Origin of the sequence: Rathayibacter sp. Leaf296 (assembly GCF_001423045.1) — a bacterium.
Classification (GTDB): Bacteria; Actinomycetota; Actinomycetes; order Actinomycetales; family Microbacteriaceae; genus Rathayibacter; species Rathayibacter caricis.
This window is the reverse complement of record NZ_LMNR01000002.1, coordinates 951,093-971,170: the sequence shown is the minus strand read 5'-3', so window position 1 is coordinate 971,170 and position 20,078 is coordinate 951,093. Positions and strand designations below refer to the sequence as shown.

The window sequence follows — 20,078 nt, the reverse complement described above, 5'->3', positions numbered from 1 at the left end:
GACCAGGGAGTCAGGCGCATGCCGAACCGCATCCTCCTCACCGGCGCCGCAGGTGCCGCCGCCACGGGAATCCGGCCGCTGCTCGCCGCCCGCGGCCACCGCGTCGTGCTGCTCGACATCGCCCCGATCGCTGCTGCGGCGCCCACCGAGACCGCGGTGCAGGGCAGCATCACCGACGCCGCGGTCCTCGACGCGGCCCTCGACGGCGTCGACCTCGTCGTCCACCTCGGCGGGTTCTCCCGCGAGCGGCCGTGGCCCGACATCGCCGAGGTCAACATCGGCGGCACGCAGCTCCTGCTCGAGCGGGCGCACCTCGCGGGGGTGACGCGGATCGTGCTCGCGAGCTCGACGCACGCCGTCGGCTTCCACCCCGTCGGCACGCCGGTCGACGTGATGCAGCCCCGTCCCGACACGTTCTACGGAGTGTCCAAGGCGGCGATGGAGTCGCTCGGCAGCGTCTACGCCGACCGCTTCGGCACGACCGTGGTCGCCGCGCGGATCGGCACGATCGAGGAGCGGCCCAGCGGGCGGCGCTCGCTCTCGACCTGGCTCTCGTTCGAGGACTTCGTGCGGCTGATCGAGGCGACGGCGACGACCGAGCGGAGCGGCTTCCACGTGGTCTGGGCCGTCTCGGCGAACACCCGCGGCTGGTTCCCGCTCGAAGCGGGCCTCGCGATCGGGTACCGTCCCGAGGACGACGCCGAGCGCTTCGCCCCGGAGATCGAGGCGTCGACGCAGGGGGAGCCGCCCGTGTCCCACGGACTGATCGGCGGCGCGTTCGCGGATGACGAGCATCCGCTGGGAGGAGTCTGGTGAGCGAGCGCGACGAGGCGGGGGCGGCCGCCGTCCGAGCGGTGAAGTCGTCGGAGCGCACGCTCCGCCTGCTCGAGGTGCTCGCCGCGCATCCGGGTCCCCTCGCGATCACCGAGCTGCACCGGCTCACCGGCTATCCCCGCTCGAGCCTCCACCAGCTGCTGCACACCATGGCCGCGAGCGACTGGATCGCGATGACGGCGGACGGCGCGCACGCGGCCATCGGCTCCCGCGCCCTCATCGTCGGCACGTCGTACCTCGACCACGACCCCGCGCTGCCCTGGGCGGTCGCCGCCCTCGAACGGGTGCGCACGCAGGTCGGCTACACCGCGCACTACGCCCGGCTCACCGGCTCCGACGTGCTCTACCTCGCCACCCGCGAGGCCCAGGAGTCGCGTCGCCGGACCTCCCGCGTCGGCCGGTTCCTGCCCGCCCACGCCACCGCGCTCGGCAAGGCGCTGCTCAGCGAGCGCACGAGCGTCGAGCGGGCCGAGGCCCTCGGGCAGGGCGAGCTCGTAGCGCTCACTCCGCACACGATCACCGACCGCGCGGCGCTCGAGGCGCAGCTCGACGAGGTCCACGCCCGCCGCTACGCCGTGGAGCGCGAGGAGAACACGCCGGGCGTCTGCTGCATCGGCGTCCCCGTGCGGTACCGGATCCCCGCGACCGACGCGATCAGCGTCTCGATCCCGCTCGACCGCGCGGGCGACGACGAGATCGCGCACGTCGCCGAGACGGTGCGCGGCATCGCCGACGAGCTGGCGACGACCCTGCAGCGCTCGGGCGTGCGGTGAGTCCGCTCACCCGCTTCTGCGCCTACTCGTGGGACCTCGCCGACGACCCGGCCGCCGCCGACCGGGCGCTCGCCGCGGGGGTCTCGGGCGTCGCGATCGCGGCCGCGTACCACTCCGTCCGCGCCGCGACTCCGCTGCACCCCCGCCACCGCGTCGTCGATGCGGCGACCGCGGCCTTCTACCTGCCGGTGCGGCCCGAGGCGTGGGGGCGGCTCGTGCCCCGATCGGCTGCACCGTGGGCGGGCGAGGACGCGTTCGAGCGCGCCGCCGCGACGGCCCGCCGTGCGGGACTCGACGTCGAGGCGTGGGTGGTGCTGATGCACTCGTCGGTCCTCGGCACCGCGCATCCCGAGCTCTGCGTGCGGAGCGCCGCCGGCGACGTCTACCCGTACGCGCTCTGCCCGTCCCACGAGGACGTGCGCGCCTACGCGGTGTCGGTCGTGACCGAGACGGTGCTGCTCGGCGGCGTCGACACCCTCATGATCGAGGCGTGCGGGCCGCTGGGACTCGGGCACCTCGGCCACCACGAGAAGACCGCGGGCGCCGACTGGACCCGGGTCGACGAGGACCTGCTCTCGCTGTGCTTCTGCGGGGCGTGCCGGGCGTCGATCCGCTCGCACGGGGGCGATCCGGAGGCGCTCGCCGCGACCGTGCTCGCCGCCGTCGGCACCGAGGCGTCCCGGGTCGAGGACGCGCTGGGGGAGGGGGCGACGCTGCTGCTGGAGGTGCGCGACCGCTCCCGCCGACAGCTCACCGCCGAGGTGACGGCCGCGGCACGGGCGGCGGGCGCGCGGCGACTGCTCTTCCACGCGCAGGCGGACCCGTGGGCGACCGGGCCGTTCGCGGCGCTCCTGGACACGCCGGGCGCCGACGGCGTCGTGCTCCCGGCGACCGATCTCGCGCTCGACGGCGGAGTACGTCCGGCGGTGGCACCCGGCGTCCGCGTCGGCGGATACCTGCCCGTGCTCCCGCCCGTGGATCCGGACGCGGTGCCCGGCTGGGCGGACCTGCTGCGCGATCTCGACGACCTGTACCTCTATCACCTGGGGCTCCTGTCGCGGCGGCGGCTCGACGCGGTGGGCGAGCTGGTGACGCGACTGCGCGCGTAGCCTGAACGCGACGCGGGAGGTGCGGGCGGATGCACGACGAGACGGAGCGCGCCCGCGTCCAGCGCCGCACGCTGGTCGTGGTCGTCGTCGGGCAGGTGCTCGGCGGGGCGGGCCTGGCGGCGGGAGCGACCGTCGGCGCGCTGCTCGCGCAGGACCTCTTCGGCGGCGAGGGGCTCGCGGGCCTGTCGACGGCGCTCCTCACGCTCGGATCGGCGCTCGCCGCGTTCCTCGTCGGGCGCACGGCGCAGCGCCGCGGCCGTCGGCTCGGGCTCGGGCTCGGCTTCGCCGCGGGCGGGCTCGGCGCGGTGGGCGTGGTCGTCGCGGCGGCCACCGGCAGCGCCGCCCTGCTGTTCGCCTCGCTCGTCGTCTACGGCGCGGGCAGCGCCACCAACCTCCAGGCCCGCTACGCCGCGACCGACCTCGCCCTGCCCTCGCACCGGGGCCGGGCGATCAGCACCGCGCTGGTCTCGACGACGCTCGGAGCGGTCGCCGCCCCGGCCGTCGTCGAGCCTCTCGGCGTCGTCGCCACCGGACTCGGGCTGCCGGCGCTCGCGGGGCCGTTCCTGCTCGCCGCGGCGGCCTACCTCTCGGCGGGCGCCGCCCTCCTCCTGCTCCTGCGGCCCGACCCGCTCCTGCTCGCCCGCCGCCTCGGCGCGACGGCGCCGCCCGTCGCCGCGACTCCGGTGCGGCGCGGGGCGGCGCCGGTGGGGGCGACGGTGATGGTGCTCACGCAGATCGCGATGGTCGCGATCATGACGATGACCCCGGTGCACATGCTCGCCCACGATCACGACCTCGGCGACGTGGGGCTGGTCATCGGGATCCACATCGGAGCGATGTACCTGCCGTCGCTCGTCACGGGTCCGCTGGTCGACCGCGTCGGCCCCACGGCCGTGGCGGGCGCCCCGGGGATCGTGCTCCTCGGTGCCGGAGCGATCGCAGCGCTCGCGCCCGGCGACTCCCTGGCCCTGCTGATCACCGCGCTCGCGCTGCTGGGGCTGGGCTGGAATCTCGGACTGATCTCGGGCACCGCCCTCGTCGTCGAGGGCACCTCGCCGGCCGACCGCGCCCGGGTGCAGGGGTCGCTGGACGTGCTGGTCGCCCTGTCCGGGGCGGGCGCGGGAGCCGCCTCCGGAGCGGTCGTCGCGAGCTCGGACTTCGCGGTGCTGAGCCTGGGCGGCGGCCTGCTGGCGCTATTGCTGATCCCGGTGCTGATGGTGGCGCGGGTGCGCCGGACCGCGGTGTGACGGAGCCGCTTCCCCTCCGGCGCATCGCGCCCCTACTCTGAGCGGCGAACCCGACCTCCGGAGGCTCCCGTGTCCCTCGTCCGCGTGCACAACTTCTCGATCTCGCTCGACGGCTTCGGCGCGGGGGAGGGCCAGACGCTCGAGGCCCCCTTCGGTCACGCCGGTCACCGGCTGATGGGCTGGGCGATGGGCACCCGCACCTTCCGCGACATGGGGCTGCCCGGTGACGGACCGGGCTCGCGCGGAGTGGACGACGCGTTCGCGAGCGCCTGGGGCGAGGGCATCGGCGCCGAGATCATGGGCCGGCACAAGTTCGGGTCCCAGCGCGGACCGTGGGAGGACGAGCAGTGGCGCGGCTGGTGGGGCGAGGATCCGGTCTTCCGCACGCCGGTCGTCGTCCTGACGCACCACCCGCGGCCGACCCTCGAGATGGCGGGCGGCACGAGCTTCCACTTCGTCGACGCCGATCCGGCGACCGCGCTCGCCATGGCCCGGGAGCTGGCGGGCGGCGGCGACGTGCGGATCGGCGGCGGCGTCGCGACGGTGCGGCAGTTCCTCGAGGCGGATCTGATCGACCACCTGCACGTGGTGGTCGTGCCGATCGTTCTCGGCCGGGGCGAGCGGCTCTGGGACGGACTCGAGGGCCTGGAGGAGCGCTATTCGGTCGAGGCGACGCCGTCGCCGTCCGGAGTCGTGCACCTGGTCCTGACGCGGCGGGCGCGGTAGCGGGACGGGCCGGATCCGACCCGCGCGACTACGCTGGGAAGCCACATGGCATCCGACAGCGAGTACCCCGTCACCCTGACCGACCCCCTCGAGGAGCGCCTGCGCGCCCAGGTCGCCCGCCAGGGCGAGCAGACCGTGGCGCTGCGCTCCGCGTCGCTGCTGACGGGCGGCTACGAGGGCGAGTCGTTCCTCCTCACCGTCGGCGGCGAACACGCCGACGGCGTGCTGAAGGGCGCGCCGTCGCTGTACTGGCCGGAGCTCTGGGGTGCTCGCGCCCTGCTCTACGTGTGGGACGAGCAGGCGGCCGACGCCGTCGTCGCGGGTCTCTCGAACGCGTCGTGGCGGGTCCGCGAGATGTGCGCACGGGTCTGCGCCGAGCGGATCCTCGGCGGGCAGAAGAAGCTGTCGCGCCTCACCACCGACGAGCACGCCCGCGTGCGGAGCGCCGGGGCGCGGGCGCTGGTCGCCGTCGCGATCGCGGGCATCGGCTCCGGCCGGGACGAGAAGGGCGAGTTCGCGGCCAGCGTGGAGCAGACGCTGACCGCGATGCTGCGCGACCCCGACCGCGACGTCCGCCGCGCGGTGCAGCAGTCGCTCGAGGCGCTGCGCGCAGCGCGCGCCTGACCGGCGGAGTCAGCTCACCCGCTCCGGCACCGCCCCGCGGACGACGGCCGCGGAGTCGGCGAGCAGCTGCTCCCCGCCCGCGACCTTCGTGAGGACGAGCGCCTCCGGAGCGACCGCCAGGAACTCCGCGAGGACCCCCGGATCCAGCAGGCTCGCGCCGAAGCCCTCTCGCGCCGCGCGGGCGGTGCGGACGGGGAGGTGCGCGTCGCTGAACGCCGGGCCCAGTCGCGTGGCGACGTCGGACGCCCCGGACACCCCGAGGGCGACGAGGGTCCCGGCGTCCCGCGCGCGTCGTGCGTGCTCGAGCGGTCCGTCGAGGCGGCGGGTCTCGAGCCAGGAGCGGCCCCAGTTGATCGCGGTGCCGAGGCCGTGGCGGGCGGCCTCCTCGAGCTCGGTGCCGAGATCGAGGAAGCCCTTCACCGGGTCGGGGCCCTCGAGGGAGTCGCAGTGCTCGACGACGAGCCGCACCCCGTCGCGGTCCTTCCGGGACACCTCGCCGAGGCTGCGGGCGAAAGCCGCTCGAGCGGCGGACGGGTCGCGAGTGCCGGCGGGCGCGGAGTGGACCAGCACGCAGTCGATCACGAGCCGCCCCTCCTGCTCGTTCACCGCCGCAGCGGCCGCGAGCGCTCGGCGGGTCAGCGCGACGGCCGCGCCCCGCCGCGCCTCGTCCGCGCTCGCCAGGCCGACGCCGCGCTCGAGGACCGCCGGGAGCAGGGTGAGCACGTGCCTCCCCGCGCGGCTCAGCCGCCGCAGCATCGCCTCCTCCTCCGGGACGAAGGCGCTGGCGAACGGGATCTCGAACCCGCAGCACCCGGTGACGAGCGCGATCCGCTCGTGGAACGCGTCGAAGGCCGCCGCGTCGAGCCGGGCCCGCTCCGGCGCCGACGGGTAGGCCCCGACGATCACCTAGCGCGCGCCGTCCACCCGCGCCGACGCGGGCAGCGCGAGGTCGCGGATGTAGGCGGCGAGGTCGAGCAGCGGCTGACCCTCGTGCGGCCCGATCCCCTCCGGCTTCCACCGGCTGATCGGCTCGATCGTCAGGCGCGAGCTGTGGCGGAGGTAGTACTTGGCCGAGGTGGGGTAGCGCGAGTTGATCGTGTGCTCGGCCACCGTCAGGAGGCGCTGCACGGCGACGGCCTCCTCCGGAGGCTGGTCGTCGTAGTGCTCGCAGAGCCACGCCACGTGCTCGGGGTAGATGTTGGCGGCGTAGCCGCTGAGCCCCGCCGCGCCGAGGCGGAGGGACTCGGTCAGCGAGGAGATCTGCGCGTTGTAGAGCTTCATCGGCGTGCCCGCGATCGCCCTCAGCCGCTCCTCCATGGTCGCGAGCGAGTGCGAGGTGTCCTTGTAGAAGACGAAGCGCCCGGTGCCGGCCATCCAGGCCACGTTCTCGGTCGAGGGCAGCCGCTTGAAGGGCACCGGGCACTCGTAGATGCCGAACCTCGCCTCGGGGACGGCGTCGAGGATGTGCTGCACCGTGGCGCGCCACTCCTCCTCGGTGGTGGTGAGCCCGCCGACGAGGGAGGAGATGAGGACGACCGCGTCCACCCCGGTCGCGGCCATCGCCGCCGCCGACGCCGCCTGCTCGTCGGGCGTCCCGGAGGAGACGGAGGAGGCGACGACCGGGACCCGGCCTGCCGACCGGTCGACCACGCGGCGCGCGAGGGCGAGCCGCTCCTCCTCGGTCAGGTCGTACATCTCGCTCGAGAGCGCGACGGTGAAGATGCCGGCGGCGCCGTTGTCGATCAGCCAGTCGGTCAGGGCGTCGACCTGCTCGAAGTCGAGGGAGCGGTCGGGACGGAACGGGGTGAGCATCACGGGCCAGCCGCCGTCGGGCAGGGTCGCTCCGGCGGTCGTCGTGGTCGTCGGGGTGTCGGTGCTGGTCATGTCGGTCCTTGTCTGTCGAAGGGTCGGTGCGGAGGGGCGTCAGCCCTTGAGGGAGCCGCTCACCAGGTCCAGGCGCCAGTAGCGCTGCAGGAAGAGGAAGAGCGCGATGAGGGGGATCGTCGAGATCAGGCAGCCCATGATCACGACGTTGTAGGTGTTGGGCTGGTCGTTCCCCTGGTTCATCAGCGAGTAGAAGCCCACCGTCAGAGGGAACGTCTCGGTGCGCGAGAGCATGATGAACGGCAGGAGGAAGTTGTTCCAGATGCCGACGAAGTGCAGCAGGAACACGGTGATCAGGCCCGGCACCATCGGGTACACGGCGATCCGCGAGAAGATCCGCCACTCGCTCGCGCCGTCGATCCGGCCCGCCTCGAGCATCTCGGTGGGCACGACCGCGGTGGCGTAGATCCGGCAGAGGTAGATGCTGAACGGGCTGATCATGCAGGGCAGCAGCACCGACCAGTACGTCCCGGCGATCCCGATCGAGGAGAGCAGCAGGTACTGCGGGATCGCGAGGATCACCCCGGGGATGAGGACGCCGATCAGCAGGAAGTCGAAGACCAGCTTCTTGCCGCGGAACGAGTACTTCGCGAGGCCGTACCCGGCGAGGGCCGAGACGACGGTGCCGAGCAGCCCGCCGCCTCCGGCGAAGATCAGGCTGTTGAGGCACCACGACCAGAACGCGCCGTCGCCGACTCCGAGCAGCAGGGCGAAGTTCTCCTGGAACCCGCCGGTGAAGCTCGGCGCGAGCGAGAAGGTCGTGAACAGCTCGCCCGAGCGCTTCGTCGCCGCGGTGAAGAGCCAGACGACCGGGAGGAGGCAGTAGCCGGCTCCGACCAGCAGGACGGCGGTGGGCCAGAACGCGGCGCGCGGCCGGGTGACGGTCGGCCCGCGGCGGCGCGAGCGGACGGACTGCGCGGCGTGCCCGGGGTCCTCGACGACGGGAGGCAGCTTCGTGAGGGTGTCGGTCATGATCAGTCTTCTCCGAAGGCGCGCGTCTGCAGGAACCGCAGCAGGCCGAGCGAGGCGATGAGGGTGAGGAGGGTGACCACGACCGACGTCGCGGACGCCGAGAACAGGTCGTTCGTGACGAAGGCGTCGCGGTAGATCAGCATCATCGGCACCCAGTCCGAGCCGATCACCGTGGTGAGCGTCACGAGCGTGTTGGGCTCCGAGAACACCTGCAGCGCGCCGATGATCGAGAACAGGCCGGTCATGATGACGCCGGGGACGATCAGCGGCAGCTTGATGCGCAGGGCGAGCTGCCACTCCGAGCAGCCGTCGATGCGGGCGGCGTCGTAGATCTCGGACGGCAGGCCCCGGAGCGAGGTGTAGAGGATGACCATGTTGAAGCCGACCGAGCCCCAGATCGCGATGTTCGCGACCGAGAGGAAGACGGAGTCGGGGCCGAGGAAGACCGGCGCGGGGAGGCCGAGGGCGCTCGCGGCGTCGACGAAGGGGCTCACTCCCGGCAGGTAGAGGAACCCCCACATCAGCGCGGCGATCACACCCGGCACCGCGTAGGGCACGAAGATCGCGATCCGCGAGAAGCGGCCGAAACGGGTCGAGAGGTTGTCGAGCAGGAGCGCGAACACGAGCGCGAGGATCATCGTGACCGGCACCGAGAGCAGCGCGTAGGTCAGCATCCGACCGAAGCCGGCCCACAGGGCGGGGTCGGAGAGGGTGCGCGCGTAGTTGTCGAAGCCGACGAACGTCTCGCGCTTGACTCCGAGGCCGCTGCCGCTGACCGTGCTGCCGCGGAAGCTGAGCCAGACCGTGTAGAGCAGCGGGAGGGCGAGGAGCCCGACGGCGAGGAGCACCGCGGGGGCCACGAAGAGCCAGGGTGCGGCTCGCGGGGCGAGGGTCGAGGGGCGCCCGGGGGAGGGCGCGGTCGTGGTCGTCATGGGAACCTCACTGTTCGAGACGGACGGACGGGGCCCCGCGGCGCGCGGGGCCCCGGGGCGCTACTCCGCGACGTCGTAGCCGGACTTCTCGAGGTCGGCGACGGTCGCCTCCTGGACGCTCGCGAGCGCCTCCGTGAAGCTGCCGTTGTCGTTGACCGCGGCGCTGAAGGCGTTGGTGAAGGCGTCGTAGGCGACGGAGACGTTGGGTCCCCAGGTCACCGACGCGGTCATCCGGTCGATCTCGTCGGCGGTCGCGTAGAAGTCGGTCTGCTCGGGCAGCAGGGCCGGGGCCTGCTGCAGCTCGGGGAGCTCTCGACCGGCGAGGGAGGCCGGCCAGATGCTGGCGTACTCGATGTACGCCTCGAGGGCCTCGGTCGAGGTGTTGAGCCAGAGCGCGAACTCGCGGGCCTGCTCCGGGTGGTCGGAGCCGGTGGTGACGATCGTGCCGCTGCCGCCCAGGACGCCCGAGCTCGGGTCCGACGGGGTCCACTGCGGGATCGGCACCGCGGCCCACTTGCCGATCGTGTCGGGCGCGTTGTTCTGCAGCAGCGGAGGGGTCCAGACCGCGCCGAGCCAGCTGGCCAGGGTGCCGTCGGCGAGGGCGGCCTGCCACTCCGGGGTGAAGGTCTTGAACGTCGCGAGACTGCCGTCCTCGACGAGGCCCTGCCAGTAGTCGGCGACCTTCTGCGAGGCGGGGTCGTCGATCGCGACGGTCCAGGTGCCGTCCTCCTGGCTCCACCACTCGGCGCCGGCCTGCTGGCTGAGACCGGCGAACAGCTGAGCATCGTTCGCGGGGAACGTCGCGAGGTACTTCGTCGGATCGGCGGTGTGCAGCGCGCGGGCGGCGTCGGCGTACTCGTCCCAGGTGGTCGGGGCGGTGAGGCCGTTCGCCTCGAAGATGTCGGTGCGGTAGTAGAGGAACATCGGTGCGGTGCCCTGCGGGACGGCGTAGTTCACGCCGTCGAAGGTCGTGAGGTCCCAGGCGGGTCCGGCGGTCTCGTCCTCGCGGTCGCCCATGATCGAGGTGACGTCGGAGGCGATCTCGCTGGTGATCAGGTTCGGCAGGTTCTCGTAGGTGGTGTTCGAGAGGTCGGGCAGGGTGCCGGCCTGCTTCGCGGCGCTGAGCTTCGCGACGATCTCGGCGCCTCCGGTGGAGGTGTTGACCTTCACCTGGGTGTCGGGGTTGGCCTGGTTCCAGACGTCGACGATCTTCTCGATGTTGGGTGCCCACGACCAGTACTCGAGGGTGACGGGGCCGTCGGCGGCGGACTCGCTCTCGGCGGCCGAGTCGGACGCGCCGGAGCAGCCGGCGAGGAGGGCGGCGGAGGCGAGGGCGGCCACTGCCGCGAGGGACCTGGGGAACTTCTTCGTTCTCATCGGAGTCTTCATCCTGACGTCGATCCTCTGCGGCTCTGCAGAGGGTGATCGGGTCGCCGTCCCGGGATTCGTTACCGGTAACGAAGTGTGCGACAGCATCACAGTAGGGCGGCCGGGCATCTGCCGCAAGAGATGTTTCGTTACCGCTCACTATTCGAGGACGGGTCGATCCTGTCCTGCGCCGGAACCGACGGCGGGGGACCGCGTCAGGCGGGAGGGGCCGTCGAGGTCCGCACGACGAGCTCCGGCACCGGGTACTCCACCGTCTCGGTCGGAGCCGTCCCCTCGACCATCGCGATCAGCGAGAGGACCGCCGCGCGGCCCATGCCCTCGAAGTCCTGCCGGATCGTGGTGAGGGGCGGATGGAAGAACTCGGACTCCGCGATGTCGTCGAACCCGACGACGCTGACGTCCTCCGGGATGCGCCGCCCGGTTTCGTGCAGGCGGAGGAGGAGCCCGAGCGCCATCCGGTCGTTCGCCGCGACGACCGCCGTGACGTCGGGATCGGCCACGAGAGCGGGCGCCGCGGAGTAGCCGGACCGGGACGACCAGTCGCCGTGCACCAACGGCAGGGCGGGCAGGCCGGCCTCGGCCATCGACTCCTCGTAGGCGCGGGCGCGGTCCTGCGCCGAGATCCACCGCTCGGGGCCGGCGAGATGGGCGATGCGGCGGTGCCCGAGCTCGAGCAGGTGGGACACGGCGAGCCGGGTGCCGACGGCGGAGGCGCCGCTCGCGCGCGGACCGCCGCGGTCGATGTGCACCGGGATCGGCAGGTCGAGCGTGCGGAGGGCCTCGCCCACCTCGTCCGTGGGCGCCGTGGCGAGGATCCCCTCGAGGTCCCGGCTGCCGAGCGCGTCCAGTGCGTCTCGGAGCTCGGCGGGGTCGGAGGTGTCGACGCTGATGATGTCGAGGGAGTAGCCGACGCGGCGGGCGGCCTCGCTCGCTCCCTGCATCGTCTTGCCGGGAGCGGTTCCGGCGAGTTCGTGCACCAGGGCGCCGAGGCGGTGGGTGCGCCGGGTGGCGAGGGAGCGTGCGGTGGTGTTCGTCCGGTAGTTCAGCGCGTGCAGGGCCTCCTCGACCCGGATGCGGTTGGCGGGGCGGATGCCGCCCGTGCCGGTGAGGAACCGCGAGACGGTCTGGTGCGAGACCCCTGCCCTGCGGGCGACGTCGTAGATGGTCGCCGCTCGTGCAGGTCTGTCGGACATCCCCGCCTCCGTCCTCGTCGATCCGTCTGCGGCAACGATAGGGGAGCGTCGCGATCGGGGCGGCGCGGCCCGGTGTCGCCCCTCCGCGAGCCGCCTGAAAAACAGAACTGTATGGTACAGTTCTGTTCGTGCAGCCTCCCGTGTCCGCCTACTCGCTCCGCCGTGCGGACGCGGTGCTCGAGGCGACGCTGGACGTGCTGGCCGAGGTCGGCTTCGCCCGCCTGACCGTCGACATGATCGCGACGAGGGCGCACGCGTCCAAGGCCACCATCTACCGCCGCTGGGCGACGAAGACCGAGCTGGTGCGCGCCGCCGCCGCGCTCGTCGAGGTCGAGACGATCCCGGCCGCGGTCGGGTCCGACACGGCCGAGGCCCTCCGTGCCGTCCTCGAGAGCCTGCGGTCGATGACCGTCGGCCGGCTGGGCCGCCTCGTCACCGCGCTGACCACCGCGGCGGTCGACGACCCCGACATCCGCGCGACGGTCCACGAGGAGCTCGTGATGCCGCTGCACCGCGCCACCGCGGCCGCCCTCGACGAGCTGCGCGACGCCGGAGTGATCGACGCGCACGCCGACACCGCGCTGGCGGCGCAGGCGCTGATCGCGCTGACGATCGACCGCGCCGTCGCCACGGGTACCGCGGCGACCCCGGCCGAGCTCGAGGCGCTGCTCGCGGCCTGGGTGCTGCCGGTGCTGGCGCCGGCCGCCACAGGGCGGCGGACGAAGGGGCCGACGGCCGGACCCGGATAGCAGGAGCACCCGCTCCCGCATCCCCGTCACCTCTGCAGTCAGGAACACCCGTGCCCACGTCCTCCCGCGCGCCCGAAAGCGCGCGCCGCACTCCTCGTCGGGGCCGCCCCGGCCTCACCCTCGCCGCCGTCTCGTTCGGCCTCTTCATGGTCGGCCTCGACGGCACCGTCGTCTCGATCGCCAACCCCGCCATCGCCGCCTCGCTCGGCACCTCGTTCGCCGAGCTGCAGTGGATCACCAACGCGTACCTGCTCGGTCTGGCGGTGTTCCTCATCCTGGGCGGCACGCTCGGCGACCGCTTCGGCCGCCGCCGCATGTACCTGATCGGCGTCGCCGCCTTCGCCGTCACCTCGGTCGGGATCGGCCTGGTCGGGTCGGCGGAGGGGGTCATCGCCTTCCGCGCCCTCCAGGGGCTGAGCGCCGCGCTGCTCATGCCGCAGACGCTCGCCCTGCTGCGCTCGACCTTCCCGAAGGAGAAGTTCGGCATGGCCGTGGGCATCTGGGGCGGCGTCTCCTCGGTCGCCATCGCGGCGGGCCCGATCGTCGGAGGAGCGCTCGTCGCCCTCTTCGGCTGGGAGTCGGTCTTCTTCATCAACGCCCCGATCGCGGTCATCGGCCTGATCCTCGGCGGCAGCGTGCTGGCGGAGTCCACCGCTCCGACCCGCGGCCGCTTCGACGTCGCCGGCGTGGCCCTGCTCGCCCTGGGACTCTTCGGCCTCGTGCTGGGCGTCGTCCAGTCGGAGTCGTGGGGCTGGACGAGTCCGCTGACGCTCGGCGCGATCGCGCTCGGGCTGGTGCTGCTCGCCGCCTTCGTCGTGGTCGAGAACCGCGTCGGGACGCCCCTGGTGCCGATGGCGCTGTTCCGGAACCCGACGCTCTCGGTCGGGGCCGTCGCCATCGCCGTCAACTTCTTCGCGCTGTTCGGAGCGACGTTCTTCCTGTCGCTGTTCCTGCTCAACCTGCGCGGCGTCCCGGGCGTGCAGGCCGGCGTGATGCTCCTCCCGCTCAGCGGGGTGTCGATCATCGCGTCGCCGCTCGGAGCGATGCTGGTCGCGAAGTGGGGCATCCGGCCCACGATGACGACGGGGCTCGGCCTGATCGCCGTGTCGATGCTCGGACTGACCCTCCTCACGACCGACTCGGCCTACCTCGCGATGGCCGTGCCGTTCGTGCTGCTCGCCCTCGGGGTCGGCCTGGTCATGACCTCCGGAGCCGACGCGATCGTCGGCAGCGCACCCGTCCGCCTGGCCGGCGTCGCGGGCGGGCTCCAGGCCACGTCGCTGCAGCTCGGCGGTGCGCTCGGCACCTCCGTCTTCGCCGCGGTCGTCGCGGCGGCGGCGAGTGCGGGCACCAGCGGGCTCGGGCTCTCGGAGTCGGCCCGCGAGGGCGTGGCGCAGGGGCTCGTCCCCGCCGGCGCCGCACCCGACGTCGCGGCCGCGGCCGCCGACGCGTTCCTGGGCGGACTGCACACCGCGTTCCTCGCGGCAGCGGTGGTCGCGGCGATCGCCGCGGTGCTCGCCCTGGTGTTCGTCCGCTCGAGCACCCCGCACCACGACGGGACGACGGTGCTCGAGGAGGTCGCCGCGGGCACGGCGGCCTGACGACGGCGGGGGCTCCCGTCCCGGGAGCCCCCGCTCTCAGCCGCCGACGCTCGAGCCGAAGCCCGACTTGCCCGTGCTGCCGAAGCCGCCCGAGAGGGTCTGCTTGGAGCCGACCGTCGCTCCGGTCGGCGCCTTCTGCACGACGTCGGGCTGCGTCGCTCCGCGCGCCGCGAATCCGCCGCTCGTGACGGGCGCCCAGCTGGTCGCCCGGGTCGAGTTCCACCGCGACGACGCGAAGATGAGGGGCCCGAGCCAGAAGCCGCCGGAGTAGTGGCCGCGGTACTCGTCGGTCGCCTCGCAGAGCTGCTCCGGATCGTCGGCCACCGTCTCGCCCTCGGCCTGCAGCTTCGCGATCTGCTCGCGGACGTCGGCCAGGCAGTCCTCGCGGCTGGCGTAGACCGGGCGCTCGGCGTTCTCGGGGATCACGTAGTCCTCGCCGTCGGCTCCGGTGGTCACGACGCCGTCGGACGACGGATCGCCCGCGCTCAGCGCGACGGCCAGGCCGATCGCCCCGACCGCGACGACTCCGCCGATGATGAGGCCGCGGCGCTTCGAGGCGATGCCGCTGATGCCCACGTCGGCGGAGCGGCGGCGGTCGGTGCGGACGGCGCTCTCGTCGTTCTCGGTGCCGGCGTCGCGGGGACGGTTCTCGGGGTCGGTCATCGGGTCTCCTCGTCCTGCGGGCGGTCGTCGCGGGCGTCGTGCGGGCGGGCCGGCTCGGGACTGCCGAAGGCGGGCTCGCTCCGCCCGCCCTCGATGTAGTGCGGGACGAACTCGGCGAGGTCGCCCGTGATCAGGCCGCTCGTCTCGCGCACGTCGATCCCGGCGGGGGTCTCGCCGACGATCCAGCTGCCGATCACGACCGTCTTGCCGTCGAGGCGGGCGAGCTCGGCGCGCGCCTGGTGGATGAAGCCCTCCTCGCCGTAGACGCCGCCGTTCTCGGCGACGACCGCGCCGTCGGCGTCGAGGACCGTGACGTTCGCGCCCTCCCGGCCGAGGCGGGGCTTGCGCACCTGGGCGGTGCCGACGAGCGGCTCGGCGGAGGCGGGGAGCAGGTTCGGGTGCCCGCGGAACATCTCCCAGAGCACGACGAGCAGCTGCTTGTTGCTGAGCAGGAGCTTCCACGCGGGCTCGACCCAGCGCGTGCGCTCGCGCCGGTCGAGCAGGAGCCCGCCGAACTGCTCGCCGAGCATCCACTCCCACGGGTAGAGCTTGAAGATGCGGCGGATCGGCTCGCCGTCGGCGTCGACGAAGCCCGCGCCGTCGAGCTCGTAGCGGATGTCCTCGACGAAGATCAGCTTGGGGTCGAAGCCCGCCTGCGCCGCCGTCTCGGCCATGTACGCGACGGTGTCGGCGTCCTCCACGATCAGCTCGCCGTCGCCGGAGTCGCGGAGCGACGCGAGGTGCAGGCGCGCGCCCTCGTCGAGTGTCCAGCGCTCGAGCCGGAGGTGGCGCCACTGCTCGACGAGCTGCTCGTGCAGGCTGTTGAACTGGTCGGCATCGGGCCCGTGCACGTCGATCAGCCACTGCCACTGGGCGGCGGCCGTCTCGACGAGCGAGGTCGGGGTGTCGGCGTTGAACTCGAGGAGCTTCACCGCGCCGCGGTCGTCGTAGGCGAGGTCGAAGCGGCCGTAGACGGTGGGGTCGTCCTCGTCCCAGGAGGTGCGCACCAGCTCGTGGAACCGCTCCGGGATGCCGAACTCGGCGAAGCGCCCCTCGCGCACGACCTTCTCGCACGCCTCCATGCAGAGGTCGAACAACTCCTTCGTGACGCCCTCGAGCAGGTCGATCTCAGCGGGGGCGAAGCTGTAGGCCGCGAGCTCGTTCCAGTAGGGCCGGCCGCCCTCGGACGGCAGGTCGTAGAAGCTGAAACCGACCTCGTCGAGGCGGGCGCGCCACTCCGGACGCGGGGTCGAGGTGTGTCTGCGCATGGTGTCTCGTCAGTGTACGTCCGGGTCCCGACACCGGGCAGGGGGGTTCCCGTGCGGTGCGGAGGCGCTCCACGGGGCAGACTCGACGGGAGCACGACGCAGGGGTGCGCTGGCCACCGCCCGCGCCCCGACGCCGTCGTCGGATCCGACCGGAAGGCAGTCCATGACCACCGCACCCCGCATCGCTCCGCTCGACGGGCTCCGCGTGCTCGAGCTGGGCAACTTCATCGCCGCGCCGACCGCGGGCCGGCTGCTGGCCGACTTCGGCGCCGAGGTGATCAAGGTCGAGCGGCCCGGCACCGGCGACGAGCTGCGCAAGTGGCGCCTGCACGCGAGCTCGACCACGTCGATGCTGTTCCACACCATCAATCGCAACAAGAAGTCGATCACCCTCGATCTGCGCACGGAGGAGGGCCGCGACGCCGTCCGCCGGCTGGCCGCCGAGTGCGACGTGGTGCTCGAGAACTTCCGGCCCGGCACGCTCGAGCGCTGGGGGATCGGGCCCGACGTGCTGAACGAGGCGAACCCCGAGCTCGTGATCGGCCGGATCTCGGCCTTCGGGCAGACCGGACCGCTGTCGGAGCGGCCCGGGTTCGCCGCGGTCGCGGAGGCGATGGGCGGGTTCCGCGAGCTCGTCGGCGACCCCGACCGGCCGCCCGTGCGCGTCGGCGTCTCGATCGGAGATTCCATCGCCGGTCTCTACGCGGGGTACGGAGTGATGATGGCGCTCTTCCAGCGCGAGACGCGGCGGGCGGCGGGCCTGGGCCCCGCACCGCTCGAGGAGCGGGTGATCGACGTGGCCTTGAACGAGGCGATGTTCTCGATGATGGAGTCGCTCATCCCCGACTACCAGGCCCACGGCGTCGTCCGCGAGCGCGTCGGCGGGCGGATGGAGGGCATCGCGCCCACCAATGCGTACACGTGCTCCGACGGGTCGAGCATCGTGATCGCCGGCAACGGCGACGCGATCTTCCAGCGCCTGATGGAGATCATCGGGCGCGAGGACCTCGCCGCCGACGAGGGGCTGGTCTCGAACGACCTGCGCTGGCGGCGCCGCGACGAGCTCGACGCCGCGATCGGCGCGTGGACGGCGACCCGGACCTCTGCAGAGGCGCTCGCGGTCCTCGACGAGAGCGGCGTCCCCTCCGGCCCGATCTACACCGCGGCCGACATCAGCGCGAGCGAGCAGTACGCCGCGCGCGACATGATCCAGAAGTTCGACGTCGACACGGGCGCCGGCACGATCGAGGACGTCGGCTTCCCCGGCGTCGTCCCCGTGCTCGGCGGCCGGTCCGTCCCGATCCGCACACTCGCCCCCGAGCTGGGGCACGACACCGAGGAGGTCCTGGCGATGCTCCAGGGCGCGACACCCACGACCCGCGCCGCCGAGGCGGACGCCCGATGAGCGCGCGACTGCGCGATGTGACCCTGCGCGACGGACTGCAGCTCACGGGCCGGATGCTGTCGACCGAGCGCAAGGTCGGCCTCGCCCGCGCGCTCCTCGCCGCGGGGGTGCCCGAGCTCGAGATCGGCTCGATGGCCCGCGGCGACGTGGTGCCTCCCATGGCGAACACGCTCGAGGTGATCGCGGCGCTGACCCCCGAGGAGCTCGAGCGGAGCTGGGTGTGGGTCGCCACTCCGCGGCACATCGAGAAGGCCGCGGCCGCCGGGGCGCGCAACTTCCAGTACTGCTTCTCGGCCTCCGACTCGCACAACCGCGCGAACATCGGTCGCCCCACCGAGGCGAGCCTGGAGGCGATGCCGGAGGCGCTCGCGCTCGCCCAGGGCGTCGGCGGGCGCATCCAGCTCTGCATCGCCACGTCCTTCACCTGCCCGTTCGAGGGGGCGGTGCCCCAGGAGCGCGTCCTCGCGATCGCGAACGACCCGCGGGCCGAGGGCGCCGAGGACGTGGTGATCTGCGACACCCTCGGGCAGGCGCATCCGGGGCAGGTCGCATCGCTCGTCGCGCGGGTCGCCGCCGAGACGCCGCGGCGCGAGATCGTGTTCCACGGCCACGACACCTGGGGCTCGGGCGTCGCCAACGCGCTGGCCGCCGTGGGGGCGGGCGCCTCGGTCGTCGACGGAGCACTCGGCGGGCTCGGCGGCTGCCCCTTCGCGCCGGGCGCGAGCGGCAACACCGCCTCCGAGGACCTCCTGTTCGCGATGCGACCGGAGTGGCTCGACACGGCGGCGTTCGCGGCGCTGGTGCGGGAGTCGGAGAGCCTGCTGGAGGAGCTCGGCGAGCCGAACCGGTCGAAGGCGCGGCAGGGCGCGCGGTCGCCCGCGAAGGCGTTCCCGTGGGTACTGGCGGACTGAGGATCGCGAGCCCCGGTCCCTCGCAGTGAGAAGCGCGCTACTGTAAATAGTCAGCCAGCTGATCGATCGAGGAGCGACATGTCCGCCGCAGAGACCCCCACCCGCGCCGACCGGATCCGGCAGACGGTCGTCGCCGTCAGCGCCGTCCTGGCCCTCGTCGGCTCCTTCATCGGCTCCGGAGCCGCGGGAGGCACGCAGATCGCCGACGCCGCCGGTGGCGCGCTCAGCGCCTCCTCGACCCCGGTCGCTCCCGACGGCCCCGCCTTCGCGATCTGGAGCGTCATCTACACCGGCCTCATCGCCTACGCGATCTGGCAGTTCCTCCCGTCGCAGGCCGCGCGGACCCGCCACCGCCGACTCGGCTACTGGGCCGCAGCGAGCCTCCTGCTGAACGCCGCGTGGATCCTGGTCGTGCAGGCCGGACTGCTCGTGCTCAGCGTCGTCGTGATCGTCCTCCTGCTCGCGGTCCTCGCGCGGATCTTCGTCCTGCTGCGCACGACGCGCACCTCCGGGAAGGTCGACGCGGTCGTCGCCGACGGCACCTTCGGCCTCTACCTCGGCTGGGTCTGCGTCGCGACCGTCGCCAACGTCACGGCGGCGCTCGTGGGCTCCGGCGTCGGAAGTGCGGACGGCCCGGGCGCGGACGTCTGGGCGGTCGTCGTGCTGGCGGTCGCCGGACTGGTCGGGCTGCTGCTCGCCGTCACCGGGCGCGGGCGCATCGCCCCGATGCTCTCGCTGTGCTGGGGCCTCGCCTGGGTCGCCGTCGGGCGCTTCGGCGGCGAGCTGATCTCGATTCCGGCGGGCATCGCTGCGCTGGTCGCGGCGGGAGTGGTGATCGTCGTGACCGTGGCGATCCGTGCGGCCGCGGGACGGCGCGAGCAGCGCGCTCCCAGCGCGGTCTGACGAGGGCCCGTCCTCGACGACCGCGATCCCGGCTGGACCGGAGGCGCCCCTGCCCGTCCGGGTGCTGTGCCGAGGCGCGAGCCCGGGCCCGTGCTCAGGCGCCGCTCAGCGAGGCGAGAACGGCGGAGTAGGTACCGTCGGCCACTGCGTCGCGCAGGGGGCGCGCGTTCTGCACGACCAGCTCCGACGCGGAGGGGTCGGCCTCCAGCAGCCCGAGCAGCTCCGTGAGGAAGTCGTCCAGCGGCAGGGCGTGCTCGTTCGGGCCGAAGAGATCGGTCTGCACCCCCGGCGGCACGATCTCGACCACCTGGACGCCCGACTCCGCGAGCTGCACGCGCAGCGCCTCCGTGAACGAGTGCAGGGCGGCCTTGGTCGCGCTGTAGGTCGGCGTCGTCGGGAACGGCACGAACGCGAGCGCCGAGGTGACGTTCAGGACGGCCGCTCCCTCCTTGCCGAGCAGCGTCGGCAGGAACGCGTAGGTTGCGCGGATGGTGCCGAGGAGGTTGACGGCGATGTGGTCCTCGGCGACGCGGACGTCGGCCGGATCGAGGACGCTCTCCTGGCGCATGATCCCGGCGTTGTTGATGAGAACGTTCAGCTCGGGGTGGTCCGCCTCGATGGTCGCCTTCGCTCGAGCGAGGGAGTCGGTGTCGGAGACGTCCAGCTCGATCCCGTGGATCCCGGGGTGCTCGGCCGTGATCGCGTCCAGGAGCGCGGTGCGGCGTCCGGCGACGATCACCGTGTTGCCGCTGTCGTGCAGTCGGAGGGCGAGGCCGAGGCCGATCCCCGAGGTGCCGCCGGTGATCAGGATGGTGTTGCCGGTGAGGTTCATGTGAGCTCCAGGTGTCGTGTCGGTGGTTCAGTGCGAGCCCGGACGACGCTAGGCGCCGTTCGG

The 20,078-nt window shown here is 73.1% G+C and carries 20 protein-coding genes; 11 read left to right on the top strand and 9 right to left on the bottom strand.

Annotated elements, in window-relative coordinates; all coding sequences use genetic code 11:
- The first annotated feature begins 18 nt into the window (after positions 1-18).
- From ASF46_RS14740 to ASF46_RS14715, 6 genes are all read left to right on the top strand, one after another.
- Positions 19-816, top strand: coding sequence for an NAD-dependent epimerase/dehydratase family protein (locus ASF46_RS14740; protein ID WP_056868254.1), 798 nt, complete (start codon positions 19-21; stop codon positions 814-816).
- Positions 813-1,607, top strand: a complete 795-nt coding sequence (locus tag ASF46_RS14735) for an IclR family transcriptional regulator (protein WP_200919721.1) — start codon at positions 813-815, stop codon at positions 1,605-1,607. The genes ASF46_RS14740 and ASF46_RS14735 overlap by 4 nt, the downstream gene beginning before the upstream one ends.
- A complete protein-coding gene (locus ASF46_RS14730) occupies positions 1,604-2,716 on the top strand; it encodes a hypothetical protein (protein ID WP_056868252.1) in 1,113 nt (370 codons plus the stop codon). The genes ASF46_RS14735 and ASF46_RS14730 overlap by 4 nt, the downstream gene beginning before the upstream one ends.
- A 29-nt stretch (positions 2,717-2,745) precedes the next feature.
- On the top strand, positions 2,746-3,963 hold the full coding sequence (locus ASF46_RS14725) for an MFS transporter (RefSeq protein WP_056868251.1): 1,218 nt from the start codon (positions 2,746-2,748) through the stop codon (positions 3,961-3,963).
- A gap of 69 nt (positions 3,964-4,032) precedes the next feature.
- Positions 4,033-4,689 (top strand): dihydrofolate reductase family protein, encoded by a 657-nt coding sequence (locus tag ASF46_RS14720; RefSeq protein ID WP_056868250.1) that lies wholly within the window; start codon positions 4,033-4,035, stop codon positions 4,687-4,689.
- 45 nt (positions 4,690-4,734) lie between these two features.
- Positions 4,735-5,313, top strand: a complete 579-nt coding sequence (locus tag ASF46_RS14715; RefSeq protein ID WP_235576958.1) for a HEAT repeat domain-containing protein — start codon at positions 4,735-4,737, stop codon at positions 5,311-5,313.
- A 9-nt stretch (positions 5,314-5,322) separates the two neighbouring features.
- Here the strand turns inward: ASF46_RS14715 and ASF46_RS14710 are convergent, their stop codons facing one another.
- The 6 genes from ASF46_RS14710 to ASF46_RS14685 form a co-directional block, all read right to left on the bottom strand.
- Complete coding sequence (locus ASF46_RS14710) at positions 5,323-6,219, bottom strand: DUF4862 family protein (protein ID WP_056868249.1); 897 nt, start codon at positions 6,217-6,219, stop codon at positions 5,323-5,325.
- A complete protein-coding gene (locus ASF46_RS14705) occupies positions 6,220-7,197 on the bottom strand; it encodes a dihydrodipicolinate synthase family protein (RefSeq protein ID WP_056868248.1) in 978 nt (325 codons plus the stop codon).
- A 39-nt stretch (positions 7,198-7,236) separates the two neighbouring features.
- The gene (locus ASF46_RS14700) at positions 7,237-8,169 is read right to left on the bottom strand and encodes a carbohydrate ABC transporter permease (RefSeq protein WP_056868247.1); all 933 of its coding nucleotides are present in this window, start codon (positions 8,167-8,169) and stop codon (positions 7,237-7,239) included.
- A gap of 2 nt (positions 8,170-8,171) precedes the next feature.
- Positions 8,172-9,101: a carbohydrate ABC transporter permease gene (locus ASF46_RS14695; protein ID WP_056868246.1), complete on the bottom strand. Its 930-nt coding sequence runs from the start codon at positions 9,099-9,101 to the stop codon at positions 8,172-8,174.
- A gap of 60 nt (positions 9,102-9,161) precedes the next feature.
- Complete coding sequence (locus ASF46_RS14690) at positions 9,162-10,478, bottom strand: ABC transporter substrate-binding protein (protein ID WP_157602558.1); 1,317 nt, start codon at positions 10,476-10,478, stop codon at positions 9,162-9,164.
- 206 nt (positions 10,479-10,684) lie between these two features.
- Positions 10,685-11,683 carry a LacI family DNA-binding transcriptional regulator gene (locus ASF46_RS14685; RefSeq protein ID WP_056868244.1) on the bottom strand — a complete coding sequence of 333 codons (999 nt, stop codon included), beginning with the start codon at positions 11,681-11,683 and terminating at the stop codon, positions 10,685-10,687.
- 128 nt (positions 11,684-11,811) lie between these two features.
- Between ASF46_RS14685 and ASF46_RS19785 the strand changes: the two genes are divergently transcribed.
- Together ASF46_RS19785 and ASF46_RS14675 are read left to right on the top strand one after the other, a co-directional pair.
- Positions 11,812-12,432 carry a TetR/AcrR family transcriptional regulator gene (locus ASF46_RS19785; RefSeq protein ID WP_082485524.1) on the top strand — a complete coding sequence of 207 codons (621 nt, stop codon included), beginning with the start codon at positions 11,812-11,814 and terminating at the stop codon, positions 12,430-12,432.
- A gap of 50 nt (positions 12,433-12,482) precedes the next feature.
- Complete coding sequence (locus ASF46_RS14675) at positions 12,483-14,033, top strand: MFS transporter (protein WP_200919720.1); 1,551 nt, start codon at positions 12,483-12,485, stop codon at positions 14,031-14,033.
- A 36-nt stretch (positions 14,034-14,069) separates the two neighbouring features.
- On the opposite strand, the gene ASF46_RS14670 is transcribed toward ASF46_RS14675, so the two are convergent.
- On the bottom strand, positions 14,070-14,696 hold the full coding sequence (locus tag ASF46_RS14670) for a hypothetical protein (protein WP_056868242.1): 627 nt from the start codon (positions 14,694-14,696) through the stop codon (positions 14,070-14,072).
- The gene (locus ASF46_RS14665; protein ID WP_082485523.1) at positions 14,693-15,964 is read right to left on the bottom strand and encodes a glutathionylspermidine synthase family protein; all 1,272 of its coding nucleotides are present in this window, start codon (positions 15,962-15,964) and stop codon (positions 14,693-14,695) included. Before ASF46_RS14665 ends, ASF46_RS14670 begins: the two co-directional genes overlap by 4 nt.
- 163 nt (positions 15,965-16,127) lie before the next feature.
- Here ASF46_RS14665 and ASF46_RS14660 point away from each other — a divergent pair, with 163 nt between their 5' ends.
- The 3 genes from ASF46_RS14660 (at position 16,128) to ASF46_RS14650 (ending at position 19,183) form a co-directional block, all read left to right on the top strand.
- Entirely contained in the window at positions 16,128-17,369 is a 1,242-nt protein-coding gene (locus ASF46_RS14660; protein ID WP_056868241.1) for a CaiB/BaiF CoA transferase family protein, read from the top strand.
- Positions 17,366-18,280 (top strand): hydroxymethylglutaryl-CoA lyase, encoded by a 915-nt coding sequence (locus tag ASF46_RS14655; protein WP_056868240.1) that lies wholly within the window; start codon positions 17,366-17,368, stop codon positions 18,278-18,280. Before ASF46_RS14660 ends, ASF46_RS14655 begins: the two co-directional genes overlap by 4 nt.
- A 78-nt stretch (positions 18,281-18,358) precedes the next feature.
- Positions 18,359-19,183 carry a tryptophan-rich sensory protein gene (locus ASF46_RS14650; RefSeq protein ID WP_056868239.1) on the top strand — a complete coding sequence of 275 codons (825 nt, stop codon included), beginning with the start codon at positions 18,359-18,361 and terminating at the stop codon, positions 19,181-19,183.
- Positions 19,184-19,277: 94 nt separating this feature from the next.
- Here the strand turns inward: ASF46_RS14650 and ASF46_RS14645 are convergent, their stop codons facing one another.
- Positions 19,278-20,015, bottom strand: coding sequence for an SDR family oxidoreductase (locus ASF46_RS14645; RefSeq protein WP_056868238.1), 738 nt, complete (start codon positions 20,013-20,015; stop codon positions 19,278-19,280).
- Between the last annotated feature and the right edge of the window lie 63 nt (positions 20,016-20,078).